Origin of the sequence: Beijerinckia indica subsp. indica ATCC 9039 (assembly GCF_000019845.1) — a bacterium.
Taxonomy (GTDB): domain Bacteria; phylum Pseudomonadota; class Alphaproteobacteria; order Rhizobiales; family Beijerinckiaceae; genus Beijerinckia; species Beijerinckia indica.
Genome location: NC_010581.1, coordinates 1,697,487 through 1,712,894 on the forward strand (window position 1 = coordinate 1,697,487; position 15,408 = coordinate 1,712,894).

General features: G+C 59.3%; 14 protein-coding genes. 11 read left to right on the plus strand and 3 right to left on the minus strand.

The window, feature by feature from the left end; genetic code table 11:
• Window positions 1-640 precede the first annotated feature (640 nt).
• From BIND_RS07605 to BIND_RS07615, 3 genes are read left to right on the plus strand one after another with little or no spacing between them, the layout of a single operon-like run.
• Entirely contained in the window at window positions 641-1,843 is a 1,203-nt protein-coding gene (locus tag BIND_RS07605) for an ABC-three component system protein (RefSeq protein WP_012384489.1), read from the plus strand.
• On the plus strand, window positions 1,824-2,327 hold the full coding sequence (locus tag BIND_RS07610) for a three component ABC system middle component (protein ID WP_012384490.1): 504 nt from the start codon (window positions 1,824-1,826) through the stop codon (window positions 2,325-2,327). Before BIND_RS07605 ends, BIND_RS07610 begins: the two co-directional genes overlap by 20 nt.
• Entirely contained in the window at window positions 2,324-4,243 is a 1,920-nt protein-coding gene (locus BIND_RS07615; RefSeq protein WP_012384491.1) for a DUF3732 domain-containing protein, read from the plus strand. Before BIND_RS07610 ends, BIND_RS07615 begins: the two co-directional genes overlap by 4 nt.
• A gap of 154 nt (window positions 4,244-4,397) precedes the next feature.
• Here the strand turns inward: BIND_RS07615 and BIND_RS07620 are convergent, their stop codons facing one another.
• A complete protein-coding gene (locus tag BIND_RS07620; protein ID WP_012384492.1) occupies window positions 4,398-4,886 on the minus strand; it encodes a molecular chaperone DnaJ in 489 nt (162 codons plus the stop codon).
• Between the two features lie 232 nt (window positions 4,887-5,118).
• Between BIND_RS07620 and BIND_RS07625 the strand changes: the two genes are divergently transcribed.
• From BIND_RS07625 to lipA, 7 genes are all read left to right on the plus strand, one after another.
• Window positions 5,119-6,687 carry an alkaline phosphatase D family protein gene (locus BIND_RS07625; protein WP_012384493.1) on the plus strand — a complete coding sequence of 523 codons (1,569 nt, stop codon included), beginning with the start codon at window positions 5,119-5,121 and terminating at the stop codon, window positions 6,685-6,687.
• A 79-nt stretch (window positions 6,688-6,766) separates the two neighbouring features.
• On the plus strand, window positions 6,767-7,087 hold the full coding sequence (locus BIND_RS07630; protein ID WP_012384494.1) for an FtsB family cell division protein: 321 nt from the start codon (window positions 6,767-6,769) through the stop codon (window positions 7,085-7,087).
• Between the two features lie 241 nt (window positions 7,088-7,328).
• The gene (gene pdhA, locus BIND_RS07635; RefSeq protein WP_012384495.1) at window positions 7,329-8,366 is read left to right on the plus strand and encodes a pyruvate dehydrogenase (acetyl-transferring) E1 component subunit alpha; all 1,038 of its coding nucleotides are present in this window, start codon (window positions 7,329-7,331) and stop codon (window positions 8,364-8,366) included.
• 196 nt (window positions 8,367-8,562) lie between these two features.
• Window positions 8,563-9,939 (plus strand): pyruvate dehydrogenase complex E1 component subunit beta, encoded by a 1,377-nt coding sequence (locus tag BIND_RS07640; protein WP_012384496.1) that lies wholly within the window; start codon window positions 8,563-8,565, stop codon window positions 9,937-9,939.
• 24 nt (window positions 9,940-9,963) lie between these two features.
• Entirely contained in the window at window positions 9,964-11,322 is a 1,359-nt protein-coding gene (locus BIND_RS07645) for a pyruvate dehydrogenase complex dihydrolipoamide acetyltransferase (protein WP_012384497.1), read from the plus strand.
• A gap of 51 nt (window positions 11,323-11,373) precedes the next feature.
• Entirely contained in the window at window positions 11,374-12,816 is a 1,443-nt protein-coding gene (lpdA, locus tag BIND_RS07650) for a dihydrolipoyl dehydrogenase (RefSeq protein ID WP_012384498.1), read from the plus strand.
• A 64-nt stretch (window positions 12,817-12,880) separates the two neighbouring features.
• Window positions 12,881-13,858: a lipoyl synthase gene (lipA, locus tag BIND_RS07655; protein WP_012384499.1), complete on the plus strand. Its 978-nt coding sequence runs from the start codon at window positions 12,881-12,883 to the stop codon at window positions 13,856-13,858.
• Window positions 13,859-13,883: 25 nt separating this feature from the next.
• Here the strand turns inward: lipA and BIND_RS07660 are convergent, their stop codons facing one another.
• Entirely contained in the window at window positions 13,884-14,369 is a 486-nt protein-coding gene (locus tag BIND_RS07660; protein ID WP_012384500.1) for an RES family NAD+ phosphorylase, read from the minus strand.
• The gene (gene parS / locus BIND_RS07665; protein WP_012384501.1) at window positions 14,366-14,854 is read right to left on the minus strand and encodes a type II RES/Xre toxin-antitoxin system antitoxin; all 489 of its coding nucleotides are present in this window, start codon (window positions 14,852-14,854) and stop codon (window positions 14,366-14,368) included. The genes BIND_RS07660 and parS overlap by 4 nt, the downstream gene beginning before the upstream one ends.
• An 89-nt stretch (window positions 14,855-14,943) precedes the next feature.
• Between parS and BIND_RS07670 the strand changes: the two genes are divergently transcribed.
• Window positions 14,944-15,402, plus strand: a complete 459-nt coding sequence (locus BIND_RS07670; protein ID WP_012384502.1) for a type II toxin-antitoxin system RatA family toxin — start codon at window positions 14,944-14,946, stop codon at window positions 15,400-15,402.
• The last annotated feature ends 6 nt before the right edge of the window (window positions 15,403-15,408 follow it).

Genomic DNA, 15,408 nt, shown 5'->3' on the forward strand with positions numbered 1-15,408 from the left:
AGCCTCATTGATCCTCAAGCTCAGTGCCTCGTGGATTTCCTGTGTGATGTCGGCCTTCCTCACGATGGCGGCCGCTCCGGCCGCTCTCAAGGATGCAGTACTTCTCGATACATGTCGGAAGCTGAAACTGATATCCGACACCACATACAAGAAGCTGAAGCACATCTTGGATATGCGCAATGATATCGGCATATCCCCCCGACCAACTATAATATCAACGCTTTCGAGCTGCTAGGCGGGTCGCAGACCTGCATTCAGGACGTTCTGCACGATCGGCCGACGGAGGCTTGTCGCCCATGGCGAGTGCAGGGGCTCATCCACATGTCCTCCCGCTGGGCCCAATGGCTGCGCCCGCAGTTTAAAGCGACCGTATCAGAGATAGGATGAAAGAGAACTATAGCGCGCCGTAGGTGGCTATGGTGCAGACATAGTTCCCGTCTTCACTGTTCTCGGCCCGCCATTTTTGCCGCCGTTTCCCCGGTCGCAACCTCTAGTGCTGCCGATTGACGCATTTATTTGGCTGGTAATTGGTTAAAGACCTTTCCGCAATCCGGTTTCTCCGATGGGTCCCGTAAGCGTGGCGCGGGGACTGCCTTGCAACGTCGATTCGACGACCTTAACCTCTGCAGCGGAGGTGATTGTGGCAAATCATTCAGCGGCTGATTCGGCCAGTGGCTATCTTTATCAGTGCCGGTACGCACTACTGGCTGCCCTGCGTCAACAGGATGTGACGCCTGGTCTTCAGATTTCGATCGAATGCTTCGATGACATCGCCTTTTCATTCGAAGGAACGCCTGTCGAAATGATACAGGCGAAGCACAGTCTCAGACGCAAGACTATGTTGGATATGGCCAAGCAGTTCTGGAACACGGTTGGCATCTGGACGAAGCGGGTTGTCGATCATCCATCCGAACTGGGCAAGCTGAAGCTCACCTTCGTCACCACCGCGACGCTGGGGCCGGAAACTGGGGTGGCTCTGCTTCGGCCCGATCCAAGTGTCCGGGATGTCGCTGGGGCAGCAAAGAAGCTCGAGGCTGCCGCTCAGAAGTCAAAGAATGCAGATATTGCCTGGGCGACAAAGCTGTTTCTTGAACAGTCCCCAGAGGTGCGCGAGCAGATTCTCCAGATGATCGAGATGCTCGATGCCTCGCCCACCATCGTTGACACTTCTCAAGAATTAGCACTTGCCTTGAAGCGAGCTTGTCGACCGGAGCATCTCAAAGCCTTTATCGAGCGCCTCGAGGGTTGGTGGTTCACCATCATAATCGACGCGTTGGCCGCGCCGGGCGGGAAGCTCATTCCCGTTACGATGCTCGACTCGAAGATCGATGACTTGAGGGAAGAGTTCGGTCCCGCGCGGCTCCCGATCGACTATGGTGCCGCCGACCCGTCGAAGGAAGCGGTTGGCCTTCTCGAAACGCGGACTTTTGTTGAGCAGCTCAAGCTTATCGGACTTGGCGCGACCGGGCAGAAGATCGCGATCGTGGACTATTTCCGGGCGCGCGAACAGCGCTCCCGCTGGACTCGGGACGGGCTGCTCCGTCAAAATGAACTGACGGTTTATAGTCGCCTGCTTACCGAGAATTGGCAGCGTCGCAAGGGTATCGTGGAAAGTCAGATCAAAAATGAGATGCCGGCGGATGAGTTGGCTGAAATGGGGCTGAAGCTGTATGCAGACACCACTAACAATTGTGTCCCGATCCGCGAGGTCAGCGAGCCCTTCATTTCGCAAGGCTCCTACCACATTCTGTCCGATCGCCATGTTGTAGGATGGCATCCCCATTACGAAACGCTTCTGAGCGCAGTCAATACTGAGGACAATAATGATTCTGCCTTGGAATGACCGCTCCGTCGAAGATCAGAGCCTCTTCAACCCCGCATTCTGCGGCCTGGTCCTGCGCACCGCCTGCCGCGGCTATGGCGAGGATGTGGTCAACGGACGGCCGGTGCCGCTTATGCACGCATTCCTTGTTCTGCCAATCGTTCTGAACGCTCGAATGCGGGAGAGCCTGCCGACCTTGAAGACCCGCATGACGACGTGGGTGACGGCGCATCCCGAACATGTGGCCGAACTTGGTGATCGTGCGCGCGAAATGGTTGGAGTGACGCGCGAAGCAATCCAGTTTGGATGCGCGCAGGACTGGCTCACCATCTCGGGCGAGGGCCTTCGCCCCGGTTCCCATAAGTTCAGGCCCGATCCTCCGCGCCTTGCGAGCGACACCGATGATGTTCGCGCCTGCCACGTCGCAGCACGATTTCTGGGGCGCTGGCTGCCCAAGGAAGATCGACCCTCGACCATCCTGTCATTGCTGGGAGTAGCTCCGTGAGCCTTAGAATCTTGAGAATCGGAGTTTACGGCTACAACGGCGAGCGCAGCTCCATCCGCCTCAATGCATCAGGCATGAGCATTATCACCGGTGAGTCGAAGACAGGTAAATCCTCTCTCATCGACATTATCGAATATTGCTTCGGTCGAGAGCAGTGCCACGTTTCCGATGGCGTCATCCGCCAGCACGTCGCCTGGTACGGCATTTTGATAGATCGGGGAGATACCCGGATCTTCATTGCCCGCCGCAATCCAAAGCCTCCAAGGACCCGGGATCCCGACGTCTATGTTGCGATTGGTGGCGATGTGGAGATGCCTGAGAGGGCCGTCTGGAGCCCCAATTGGGCCGTCGAAGCTATCGAGAAGCTGCTCACTACCTCCGTCGGCATCGCGGAAAATGTGACGACCGTGCCTGACGGCCAGACCCGCCAGACCTTGAGCGCTAACATTAAGCACGCGCTGCTCTTCTGCATCCAGGACCAGGATGAAATTGACAGCCGCAAGATACTATTTCACCGTCAGGGTGAGCAGTTCATGCCGCAGACCATCAAGGATGTCCTGCCCTATTTCCTGGGGGCGATTGATGAGGATCGCCTCCGTCGCAAGTCGGAGTTGGACGCCGAGAAGAAGGAGCTCCGCCGTCTCGAGAAGGTCTCTGGTGAGCGCGAGCAGTTGGCGGGCCTTTCAGCTGCCCGCACAGAGGACATGTTTCGCGAGGCTCAGTCGGTAGGTCTCCTTCCGGCCGGGCCGCCGCCGGGACAAGACGATGCACTCGGCGCTTTGCGCGGGATCAATCCGGTAATCCGTGAAGCGCCAATCCCCCCAGATTCGACTGAGCCCATCGTCATCCTTCGCCGCGAACGAGCGTCGCTGCGTCATGAGCTCTCGTCCGTTCGCGAACGGCTGCGTCAAATACGGCATATAGAGGACGTCGCCGGCGGCTTTGCACTCGAAGCTAAAGAGCAACGCGCCCGCCTGGCCACGCTGGGGCTCGCCAAGAACGGGGATGCTGCATCCTGCGCGCTCTGCGGCTCTCCCGACATCAGCGTCCCTGCGGCTACCGAGATGCATCGAACCCTCGTCGACCTGGAGGAGCAATTGAGTCAGGTCCGCCGGGAGGTGCCCCGTCTACAGGAAGCGCAAGGTGAGCTTGTTGGGCGCCAGAACGAACTCGAACAGTCGCTTAAACGGAACCAGGATCAGATTGACGCGCTCGCCAAGCAGGATGAAGCATTCCGTTCCGAACAAGAAAGTCAGCTGCGGCTTGCACGGACCTTGGGTCGCATCGCTTATTTCCTCGAGACGCTGCCACCACAGCCACTTATAGGGACGTCTGCCACAGACTTGGAGGCTGCTCGCAGGCGCGTCGCGGCTCTCGAGAAGCTGCTCGATCCCGAGAGCACCGCAGACCGGCTCGCGTCGATCCTGAATCTGATCGGCGAATATATGACGCGCTACTCCCAGAGGCTCGACCTCGAGCACAGCGGAAGTCGGCTGCGATTGGACATTCGCCAGCTCGCGGTCGTCGCCGACACCCTCGACGGTCCAGTTCCGCTCTATCGCATGGGCAGCGGCGAGAATTGGGTCGGATATCATGTGCTGGCGTATCTCGCACTTCATCGATGGTTTCGGCAGAAGAAACGGCCGGTGCCTGGCTTCGTATTCTTCGACCAGCCTTCGCAGGCTCATTACCCTGCCGAGAAAGATAGGAATGGCGACGTAGAGGGGTTGCCAGACGCTGACCGGGAGGCAGTTTACAAGCTTTTCAAGCTGATGTCAGACGTCGCGCAGGAGCTCTCCCCGGATTTCCAGCTCATCGTGACCGATCATGCCGATCTGCGCGAGGGCTGGTTCGCCGACGCGGTTGTCGCTCGTTGGCGCGGCTCTGGGCTCGTACCTCGCGCGTGGATTGCATGAACGAGGGGCCGCTTACTTTTCGTCCACGCCGATAAAAGGCTTTCTCGAACGTCCCGGCAGCCGACAAAAGCGGGCTTAGGGGGGCCAGGACGGTGCGGAATTCCTCTGCCGGAAATGGTTCTGTTCGTTCATTTGAACACACAAGCCCGCACGCCTACGAGGCGTTCGCGAATTGCTCGAGCAGCGCGTCGCGCGCTTCGGCGATGCGCCGGTAATCTTCGTCGCTGCCGCCGGCGTCGGGATGCGCGATCTTGGCCATCCGTCGGAAGGCGCCATTGATCTCCGACGATGTGAGCGGGCCCTCCATCGGCAGGTTCAGGACCTCGCGATGCTCCTGCTCGTCCTCGAAATTCGGCTGAAACAGGAAGGCCCGGCGTTTTTTTAGCCCCTCGATGCGCAGATCGACCTGATCCTCCTGCCATCTCTGGCGTGACATGACGAGGCAGGCACCAAAGGCGATCCGGCCGTGCGTTTCAAGCTCGTCAAGACTGAACGGCCCCACGACGTCATAAGGCGGCGCCAGAAAGGCGTTTCTGCCGCCCTCGCCATCCTCAATACGGCCGATCATCACCGTATCGAGGATGCCCAGCGAGCCGTTCCAAACGACCCATCCCTCTTTGTCCGTCATGCCGCGCGCTTTCATTCGTGAGCCGGCGCTGCGACCCAGTCTTTTGTGCGAAAGGGTTCGCGGCAACTGGACCGTCCGCGTGCCTATGCATGTTCAGAGCCAAAGGTGCGCGCCCTCCGGGTGACAGGCCAAAAAAGCGGTGGATGCGGTTTCGCAGCTCTGTTCAAAGGGCGATCCAGCGAATTCATTTTCATGACGTGTTGCGATGCAAGGATGCTTGCTCCCTTTCGATGCGGAGCTTGATGCCATGCGACTTCTTCCGACACGCCGTGCTTTTCTGGGCGGCGCCGGTGTCATGCTTCTTGCGCCAGGGAGAATTGTTGCCCCGGCTTTGTCGCGCGCGGCGGATCGGCCGAAAATAACCCATGGTTCGCAGTCGGGCGATGTCACGACCGAGTCAGGTGTGGTCTGGGCGAGAGCTGATCGGCCTTCGCAAATGCTGGTCGAGATCGCGACGCGGGAAAGTTTCAAGGACGCTCGCGCTTTGCCGCCGGTGGATGCGCTGCCGGAAACGGATTACGCGGCCAAGCTTCTTGTCGAGGATCTGCCGGCCGACCAGACGATTTTCTATCGCGTGCGTTTCCGCGATCTCGCCGAGATCAATGTTGAAAGCGAGCCTCTGATCGGGCGTTTTCGCACGGCGCCCACCGCGCGGCGCACAATCAGTTTCGTCTGGGGCGGCGATGTGGCGGGGCAGGGCTATGGCATCAATCTCGCCGATGGCGGCATGAAGACTTATGCATCCATGCGCGAAACACAGCCGGATTTCTTCATCCATTCCGGCGATACGATCTATGCCGATGGAGTGATGCAGCCGGAGACGCGCCTGCCTGATGGCAGTTTGTGGAAGAATGATCTTCTGGTCGAGGCGAAAACCCGCGTGGCCGAAACGCTCGACGATTTCCGGGCCAATCATCTCTACAATATGCAGGATGAGAACGTCCGTGCCTTCGCGGCTGAAGTGCCGATCTTCGTCCAATGGGACGATCACGAAGTCACCAATAATTGGTCTCTTTCGAAGCAACTGGGTCCGGCTTATCAGGAAAAGTCGATCAGCCTGCTAGCCGCGCGCTCGCGGCGCGCCTTCCATGAGCTTTATCCCTTGCGGGAAAGTGCCGTGGAGCTTGGTCGCGTCTATCGCAAGATCGCTTATGGCCCTCTGCTCGATGTGTTCATGCTGGATGAGCGGTCCTATCGCGGACCGAATGGCGCAAACCGCCAAAAAACCTATGGACCGGAAGCCTATTTTCTCGGTCCGGAACAGCTTGCCTGGCTGAAACGTGAGCTTCTGGCCTCGCGAGCGGTCTGGAAAGTCATCGCCTCCGACATGCCGCTCAGCCTCATTGTCTATGATGATGCGGCCGCACGGCGTGGATCGGAAGCTTTTGCCCAGGGCGATGGGCCGCCGCTCGGCCGTGAGCTCGAAATCGCCGATCTTCTGCGCTTCATCAAGGCGGCGCCGATCCGAAATACGGTCTGGCTCACCGCCGATGTGCATTATACGGCGGCGCATCATTACGATCCCTCACGCGCCCAATTTCAGGATTTCGATCCTTTCTGGGAATTCGTCTCGGGGCCGATTCATGCCGGGACTTTCGGACCGAATGAGCTCGACAACACTTTTGGGCCGGAAGTGCGTTTCATGAAGGCGCCGCCGCAAGGGCAGAGCAATCTCGCGCCTTCTGCCGGCTACCAATTCTTCGGCCATGTGACGGTGGACGGCGTGACGGGTCAGATGACGGTCAGGTTGAAGGATCGCGCCAACACGGATCTTTGGAGCGTGACGCTTGATCCGGCTGAATCGGAAGCGGGCTGAACGGAAGAGAATGTTGAAAAGCGATATTTTCTCCAAACGCTTAACCCATCTCTAACCATGCCGGGTGGATGCTGTCTTTATGGTCATCCGCAAGCGCATGCGCGCCATTCTCTTCCCGCTGATCCTCTACGCCGCGTCAGCGGCGCTCAGCTCCTATTTTCTGTGGCACGCGCTCAACGGAGAGCGCGGTCTCAAAACCCGCGACGAATATGCGCGCCAGATCGCTCTGCTCGAAGGGCAGCTCACAGCTTTGAAAGAGGAGCATGAGCAATGGCAGCATCGGATTGGCCTGATGCACAATAATGCCGTCGACCGCGATCTGCTCGATGAGGCGACCCGCACACGGCTTGGACGGATCGGCGCCGATGATTTGATGGTGATTTTGCCGACGACACCCTGAATCAGCCGGTTGAATCGGGCTGGAATCAAAAAACTGGAAAGGTGATAAATAAACTGAATTTCAGTTATTTCGAAGAATAACTGAAATTCAGTTCACCATCTAAAGTTAGGTGTAGTTCAAGACTTTAGGGGATGTTTGCGGGGCTTGGCGGGACTCGATTTCGCCAAGGGCTGAAGTATTCTTTTCTCAGTCCACAGCCTTTCGAGGCATGTTCCTTTCGCTGCATCAACGAGGCTCGATTATGGCCGCAGCCCCCCCGACCAGCCGCGCCAAACCCACTGCTGGTAAACCGAGATCCGCTTCCAATACGCCGGAATTCACGCCCGAAGAGGAGCGTTACGCTTATCGCTCCATGCTGCTCATGCGGCGTTTCGAGGAAAAGGCCGGCCAGATGTATGGCATGGGCCTGATCGGCGGTTTCTGCCATCTCTACATCGGGCAAGAAGCCGTGGTGACCGGCATCATGATGGCCGCCAAGGAAGGTGATCAAACCATCACCTCCTATCGCGACCATGCCCATATGCTTGCCTGTGGCCTTGATCCCAAGGGGGTTCTGGCGGAACTGACGGGACGCCGGCATGGCCTTTCAAAAGGCAAGGGCGGCTCCATGCATATGTTCTCGCGCGAGAAACATTTCTACGGCGGCCACGGCATCGTCGGTGCCCAGGTACCGCTCGGGACGGGGCTCGCCTTCGCCAATTGGTATCGTGGCAACGATAATGTGTCCTTCGTCTATTTCGGTGACGGCGCGGCCAACCAGGGCCAGGTCTACGAGAGCTTCAACATGGCCGAGCTGTGGAAGCTGCCTGTCGTCTATGTCATCGAAAACAACCGTTATGCCATGGGCACGTCGGTGACGCGGTCCTCGGCCCTGACCGATTTTTCCAAACGCGGCCAGTCCTTCAATATTCCGGGCGAGCAGGTCGATGGCATGGATGTGCGGGCTGTCCGCGCGGCGACTGAACATGCGGTCGAATGGTGCCGTGGCGGCAATGGGCCGATCATCCTCGAGATGCAGACCTATCGCTATCGCGGCCATTCCATGTCCGATCCCGCGAAATACCGCAGCAAGGAAGAAGTCCAGAAGATGCGCGAGGAGCATGACCCGATCGAACAGGTCAAGGCTCGGCTGCTGGGCGGCAATCTCGCCACCGAGGATGAACTGAAAGCCATCGATGCCGAAGTGCGTGCAATCGTCGCCGAGGCGGCTGATTTCGCGACGCAGGACCCCGAGCCCGATGTGTCTGAATTGTGGACTGATATTCTGGTCGAGGGCTGAGCTCTGCCTGTCTCGATAGAAGTGTCCTTGCCGTTGATGCCTCGCGCGGCCATGAGTGCCCTGCCGCAAGAGGTTTGCTTCTTTCAGATCTTCGTGGGTCTGAAAACCCTACAATAAGAATGGGCATGCGCATGGTGCGACAGGGGAGGAAGACCTTTTCCTGGCCGCGCCAGAGCTGTGGTTTCAGGGATCAGAGATGGCGACGAATATCCTCATGCCCGCGCTTTCGCCGACCATGGAGGAAGGCAAGCTTGCGAAATGGCTGAAAAAGGAAGGGGACCCGATCAAGTCGGGCGATATCCTGGCCGAGATCGAGACCGATAAAGCGACGATGGAAGTCGAGGCGGTCGATGAAGGCATTCTGGCCAAAATCATCATTCCCGATGGGACTGAGCATGTGGCGGTCAATACGCCGATCGCGGTGATCGCTGGCGACGGCGAGGATGCCTCCGCTGTCGCCGCGCCAACTCCGGCCGCGGCGCCCGCGCCTGCCGCAGCACCCGTGGCCGAAGCGCCGGCGGCTGCTCCGGTCGTGTCTGCGCCGCCCGCCATTGTGGTCAGCGCCGCGCCGGAAATTCCCGCTGGCACCGCCATGGAAACGATTACGGTGCGTGAGGCCTTGAACACCGCCATGGCCGAGGAAATGCGGCGTGATCCCGATGTCTTCATCATCGGCGAGGAAGTCGCTGAATATCAGGGCGCATACAAGATCACGCAAAATCTGTTGCAGGAATTTGGCCCGAAACGCGTCGTCGACACGCCGATCACAGAGCATGGCTTCGCGGGTCTCGCTGTCGGTGCGGCGCTCGCCGGCCTGAGGCCGGTCGTTGAATTCATGACCTTCAATTTCGCCATGCAGGCGATCGATCAAATCATCAATTCCGCTGCGAAGACACTCTATATGTCGGGCGGCCAGATGGGATGTCCGATCGTCTTCCGTGGCCCGAATGGCGCGGCGGCGCGGGTCGCGGCCCAGCACAGCCAGGACTATGCCGCCTGGTATTCCCAGATTCCGGGCCTCAAGGTGGTCATGCCTTATTCGGCGGCCGATGCGAAAGGCCTGTTGAAGAGCGCCATCCGCGACGCCAATCCGGTGATCTTCCTCGAAAACGAGATCCTTTACGGCCATAGCTTTGAAGTGCCGAAACTCGATGATTTCCTGGTGCCGATCGGCAAGGCGCGTATCGCGCGGCCCGGCAAGGACGTGACCATCGTCTCTTTCGGCATCGGCATGACCTATGCCCTGAAAGCCGCCGAGGAACTCGCCAAGGAAGGCGTGGACGCGGAGGTGATCGACCTGCGCACCATTCGGCCGATGGATGTCGAGACCATTGTTGCCTCGGTCCAGAAGACCGGCCGTTGCGTCGCCGTCGAGGAAGGCTGGCCGCAATCCGGCGTCACCGCCGAAATCGTCACGCAGCTTATGACCCATGCCTTCGATTATCTCGATGCTCCCGTCATCCGCGTAACCGGCAAGGATGTCCCGATGCCTTATGCGGCCAATCTCGAAAAACTGGCCCTGCCAAATGTCGGTGAAGTGATCGCGGCCACCAAGGCCGTCTGCTACCGCTAAACAGCTTGCGCAAGAGGAAACCCCATGTCCATCAATATCCTCATGCCCGCGCTTTCTCCGACCATGGAGCAAGGCAAGCTCGCCAAATGGCTCAAGAAGGAAGGCGATAAGATCAAATCGGGCGATGTCCTGGCCGAAATCGAAACCGATAAGGCGACGATGGAAGTCGAGGCCGTCGACGAAGGCATTCTGGCCAAGATCATCATTCCCGACGGAACGGAACAGGTCGCCGTCAATACGCCGATCGCCATCATCGCCGAGGATGGTGAAGATGCCGCCGCCGTCGCTGCCAAAGGGGCAGGGGCACCCGCTGCGGCGCCGCCCGCCGCCGCGAGCCCGGCCGCTGCCCCAGCGCCGGCTCCAGCACCCACCCCGGCTGCGGCTCCCGTGGCCGCTGCCGCGCCTGCAGCCGCTCCTGTGGCTGCCAATGGTGCGCGTGTCTTTGCCTCGCCACTGGCCCGTCGTCTCGCCAAGGAAGGCGGTCTTGATCTCACAGCGGTTGCGGGTTCGGGTCCGCATGGCCGCATCATCGAACGCGATGTGAAAGCCGCGATCGCCGCTGGACCGCAGCCGAAAGCAGCGCCGGCTCCGGCTGCTGCTCCCGCTCCGGTGGCCGCCTCCGCTCGGGCCCCCTCGGTGGGTATGTCCGACGAGACGATCAAGAAATTCTTTCCCGCCGGCTCCTATGAAGAGCTTCCGCATGATTCCATGCGGAAAACCATTGCCCGCCGCCTCGTCGAGGCGAAGCAGACGATCCCGCATTTCTATCTGTCCGTCGATTGCGAACTCGATGCGCTGATGGCTTTGCGCGAGCAGGTCAATGCCTCGGCGGCGAAGGACAAGGAGGGCAAGCCGGCCTTCAAGGTTTCGGTCAATGATTTCATCATCAAGGGCCTGGCGCTCGCCTTGATCCAGGTGCCCGATACCAATGTGACCTGGACCGAAGGGGCCATGCTGCGCCACAAACATGCCGATGTCGGCGTGGCCGTCTCGATCCCTGGTGGTCTCATCACGCCGATCATTCGCTCGGCCGATACCAAGAGCCTGTCGGCGATCTCCAATGAAATGAAGGATTACGCCGCCCGCGCCAAAGCCCGCAAGTTGAAGCCGGAGGAATATCAGGGCGGCACTTCGGCGGTGTCCAATCTCGGCATGTTCGGCATCAAGAATTTCCAGGCGGTCATCAATCCTCCGCATGCGACAATTCTTGCGGTTGGTGCCGGCGAGCAGCGCGTCGTTGTCAAGAACGGGGCTCCGGCTGTTGCGACCTTGATGACCGCGACGCTCTCGACCGATCACCGTGCGGTGGACGGCGTGCTTGGCGCGCAATTGCTGGGCGCCTTCAAGAGCCTGATCGAAAACCCGATGGGCATGCTCGTTTGAGCCTTCCCATCGTATCGATCGGAATCATGCATTTTAGGGAGGAAGGTTGCCATGGCCGCAGCCTATGACGTTCTCATCATTGGCGGCGGACCCGGCGGCTATGTCACCGCCATCAGGTCCGCCCAGCTCGGGCTTAAAACCGCCGTTGTCGAACGCGAACACCTCGGCGGCATTTGCCTCAACTGGGGCTGCATCCCGACTAAGGCTTTGCTGCGCTCAGCGGAAATCTATCACTATCTGCAGCATCCCAAGGACTATGGCCTGACGATCGAGGGCAAGATCGGCTTTGATCCGGCGGCCGTGGTCAAGCGTTCGCGCGGGGTTTCGGCGCAGCTCAATGGCGGCGTTGGCTTTCTTCTCAAGAAGAACAAGGTCGATGTGATCTGGGGCGAGGCGACGATCACCAAAGTTGGCGAAGTCACTGTCGCGGCGACCAAAAAGACCATCGTCCAGCCGCAAAACCCGATCCCCAAGGGTGTCCTGGGGGAGGGCACCTATAGCGCCAAGAACATTATCGTGGCGACGGGCGCGCGTCCCCGCGTGCTGCCGGGTCTCGAGCCCGATGGCAAGACGATCTGGACCTATTTCGAGGCCATGGTGCCCGAAAGCTTCCCCAAAAGCCTGATCGTGATGGGATCGGGTGCGATCGGGATCGAATTCGCCTCGTTCTATCATACGATGGGCGCCGAGGTGACGGTGGTCGAAGTGCTGCCGCAGATCATGCCGGTCGAGGATGCCGAAATCGCCGGCCTTGCCCGCAAACAGTTCGAAAAACAAGGCATCAAGATCCTCACCGGCACCAAGGTGACGAAGATCGAGAAAAACGCGCAAGGTCTTACTGCCACTTTGGAAGATTCCAAGGGAGCGATTTCGACGCTATCCGCCGAGAAAATGATTTCGGCGGTGGGCGTCGTCGGCAATTCTGAAAACCTTGGCCTCGAAAAATTGGGCGTCAAGATCGATCGCGGCATTATCAGCGTCGATGGGTTCGGTCGCACCAATGTTCCAGGCATTTTTGCCATTGGCGATGTGGCCGGACCGCCCATGCTGGCGCATAAGGCCGAGCATGAGGGTGTCATCTGCGTCGAGGCGATCAAGGGCCTGCATCCCCATCCCATGGACAAGAGCATGATCCCCGGCTGTACCTATTGCCAGCCGCAGGTTGCTTCCGTCGGCTTGACAGAGGCCAAGGCGAAGGAAGCGGGCTACACGGTCAAGGTCGGGCGTTTCCCCTTCGTCGGTAACGGCAAGGCCATCGCCCTCGGCGAGCCGGATGGTCTCATCAAGACGATCTTCGACGCCAAGACGGGTAAGCTTTTGGGCGCGCATATGGTCGGCGCCGAGGTTACCGAATTGATTCAAGGCTTTGTCGTCGCAATGAATCTGGAGACGACCGAGGAAGAGCTGATGCATACGGTCTTCCCGCATCCGACCCTCTCCGAAATGATGCATGAGAGCGTGCTTGATGCTTACGGCCGAGTGATCCATATGTAGAAAATCAAAGGGGCGCGAAAAGCGCCCCTTGTTCAATGAATAACGAAATAAGGGAACGTCGCCGATGCCGCCTTTAGCCGATGCTTCTACCGAGACTTTGTCCCCGGCCGAGCAAGCGGCGGTGCGCCATCCGGAAAAAGCGCATCGTCCCGACCAGCCCATTGCCCGCAAGCCCGATTGGATCCGCGTCAAGGCACCAGGCTCGCCGGAATGGGTCGAAACGCAGAAAATCGTCAAGGAGCATAAGCTCGTCACGGTCTGCGAGGAAGCCGGCTGCCCGAATATCGGCGAATGCTGGGCGAAAAAGCACGCGACCTTCATGATCATGGGTGACACGTGCACGCGGGCTTGCGCCTTCTGCAATGTCAAGACGGGCCTGCCGAACGGGCTTGATCCGCATGAGCCGGCCCATATCGCCGATGCGGTGCAGAAGCTTGGGCTCTCGCATGTGGTCATTACCTCGGTCGATCGCGATGATCTCGCCGATGGCGGCGCCGAGCATTTCGCGCAAGTCATTCGCGCGATCCGCGAGGCGAGCCCCAAAACCACGATCGAAGTGCTGACCCCGGATTTCCTGCGCAAGGATGGAGCGCTCGAAATTGTGGTCGCGGCGCGGCCCGATGTCTTCAACCATAATCTCGAGACGGTGCCCGCGAAATATCTGAGCGTGCGGCCCGGCGCGCGCTATTTCCATTCGATCCGCCTGCTGCAGCGCGTGAAGGAACTCGATCCGACCATCTTCACCAAATCCGGCATTATGGTCGGCCTTGGCGAGACCCGTAACGAAGTGCTCCAATTGATGGATGATCTGCGCACGGCGGATGTGGATTTCCTGACGATCGGCCAATATCTCCAGCCGACCCGCAAACATCATGCGGTTGAGGCTTTCATCACGCCGGATGAATTTGCGGCCTATGCCGAAGTCGCCAATGCCAAGGGCTTTCTGCTCGTCTCAGCCTCGCCCTTGACCCGTTCCTCGCATCATGCTGGGGAGGATTTTGCGCGGTTGAAGGCGGCGCGGCTCGAGCGGCTGGGGCGGTGAGTAAGGCTTGCCATCCGCGCCGGGGTCAAGGCTTTTTGCCAAGGCGCGGATCATAAAGCCATTTGCGGACCTTGGTGGCCGTAATCCGCGCAAGGGCTGGATGCTGGGGATTGATGAGGACGTTGAATTCTTCCGGCACGATGACGGAAGGGACGATGAGCAGCGCCGACCTTTTCGATTGAAGCCAGTCCGTTCCGAAGGTGATGCTGGCCCGCCCCGCCGGCTCGGCGTCCCAGCCGACCTTTAAACTAGCAGGATTTTCCCGCTGGGCATCAGCCCATATCTCGTCCGGGATGGATAGCGCGACGAGGTAGCGATTGAGAGGAAGGCCACCTGCATTGAAATGGACCATTGTTTCCAGGCAGGCCAGGGCCCGTGTTTCCGAGGTATAGATGACCGGGACGCCGGCTCTGTTCCAGCGTCCGCCTGTTATCTTTGCGCCCGCTCCCGACAGGTCATCCGCCTCGTAGTTCGGTGTGTCGGTTGCGATCCGCCAGACGGTGCGACTCATGCGTAGGCACCGCTCTGTATCTGCGCAAGCGTCTCGGCCACCAGAGCCTGCCCCTCCATCGTGTCCATCAGTTCGACAGGCCGCGCACCGCCCAAGGCCGGCAGGGGCTCCATCAGCCAGCGCGCAATCCAGGCGGTCGCATCAAACCCTTCGGCATTGCCCGATTCCTCGACCATGGCCTCCAATTGGCCGACCAGCTTGGCGATTCCGATGACGCGTTCGCTCTCCTCGGGCGATAGGGTCTCATCCCGCTTCGCTTTCTTGTTGACGGTGGCGGGAGAGAGATTCAGGGCTTTAAGCGCCGCGCCCTGGCCTAGATTGAGGTGAGCGAACATGCGCTTTGCTTCGGTGGCGCTTATGCCGCGCTTGATCATGGCGATCCGCTCGAACGGGGAGGCGCGATAGACGGCCAGATAAGACAGTGCGGCGGGCTGGGACTGGGCCGCTGCAAGGGACACGGGTTGAGCCGAGGGTTTTGAAGACATTGCAATTGCTCCTTTGAGCAATAAATAGGCTCAAAGGAGCATAGTGTCGAGGCAATTGGCAACCGCTCCGTGCTGGCTTATAGAGGCCCATGCCTGCTTTTCAGACCGAACGGCGCGTCTTTCACAGTGCCGACCAGATGTTGGATCTCGTCACCGATATTGAGAAATATCCGGAATTCGTGCCTATGTGCGTGGATCTGAAGGTCCGCCGCCGGACCGAGGCGGTGGGAACCCTGATTCAAATCGCGCAAATGTCGGTCGGCTATAAAGCGATCCGCGAGACTTTTACGAGCCGCGTGACGACCGAGCGCGAGGCCTCGCGCATTCTGGTCGAATATATCGACGGCCCGTTCAAACATCTTGAAAACCGCTGGAGCTTTGTGAATGAGGACGAGGGTCGATCCTGTCTCGTCCGCTTCAAGATCGCCTATGAATTCAAGAGCCGCGCCTTGGGCCTTCTGGTCGGCGGCATGTTCGACATGGCCTTCCATAAATTCTCGGAAGCCTTCGAGAAAAGGGCCGACGAGATTTATGGCCGGAGCTTTTGAGCGAGC

Coding starts and splice junctions, on each gene's coding strand:
- BIND_RS07620 (WP_012384492.1), bottom strand. CDS start 4,886: ATGAAAGCGCGCGGCATGACGGACAAAGAGGGATGGGTCGTTTGGAAC.
- pdhA (WP_012384495.1), top strand. CDS start 7,329: ATGGCCGCAGCCCCCCCGACCAGCCGCGCCAAACCCACTGCTGGTAAA.
- BIND_RS07610 (WP_012384490.1), top strand. CDS start 1,824: ATGATTCTGCCTTGGAATGACCGCTCCGTCGAAGATCAGAGCCTCTTC.
- lpdA (WP_012384498.1), top strand. CDS start 11,374: ATGGCCGCAGCCTATGACGTTCTCATCATTGGCGGCGGACCCGGCGGC.
- BIND_RS07630 (WP_012384494.1), top strand. CDS start 6,767: ATGGTCATCCGCAAGCGCATGCGCGCCATTCTCTTCCCGCTGATCCTC.
- lipA (WP_012384499.1), top strand. CDS start 12,881: ATGCCGCCTTTAGCCGATGCTTCTACCGAGACTTTGTCCCCGGCCGAG.
- BIND_RS07640 (WP_012384496.1), top strand. CDS start 8,563: ATGGCGACGAATATCCTCATGCCCGCGCTTTCGCCGACCATGGAGGAA.
- BIND_RS07625 (WP_012384493.1), top strand. CDS start 5,119: ATGCGACTTCTTCCGACACGCCGTGCTTTTCTGGGCGGCGCCGGTGTC.
- parS (WP_012384501.1), bottom strand. CDS start 14,854: ATGTCTTCAAAACCCTCGGCTCAACCCGTGTCCCTTGCAGCGGCCCAG.
- BIND_RS07660 (WP_012384500.1), bottom strand. CDS start 14,369: ATGAGTCGCACCGTCTGGCGGATCGCAACCGACACACCGAACTACGAG.
- BIND_RS07670 (WP_012384502.1), top strand. CDS start 14,944: ATGCCTGCTTTTCAGACCGAACGGCGCGTCTTTCACAGTGCCGACCAG.
- BIND_RS07645 (WP_012384497.1), top strand. CDS start 9,964: ATGTCCATCAATATCCTCATGCCCGCGCTTTCTCCGACCATGGAGCAA.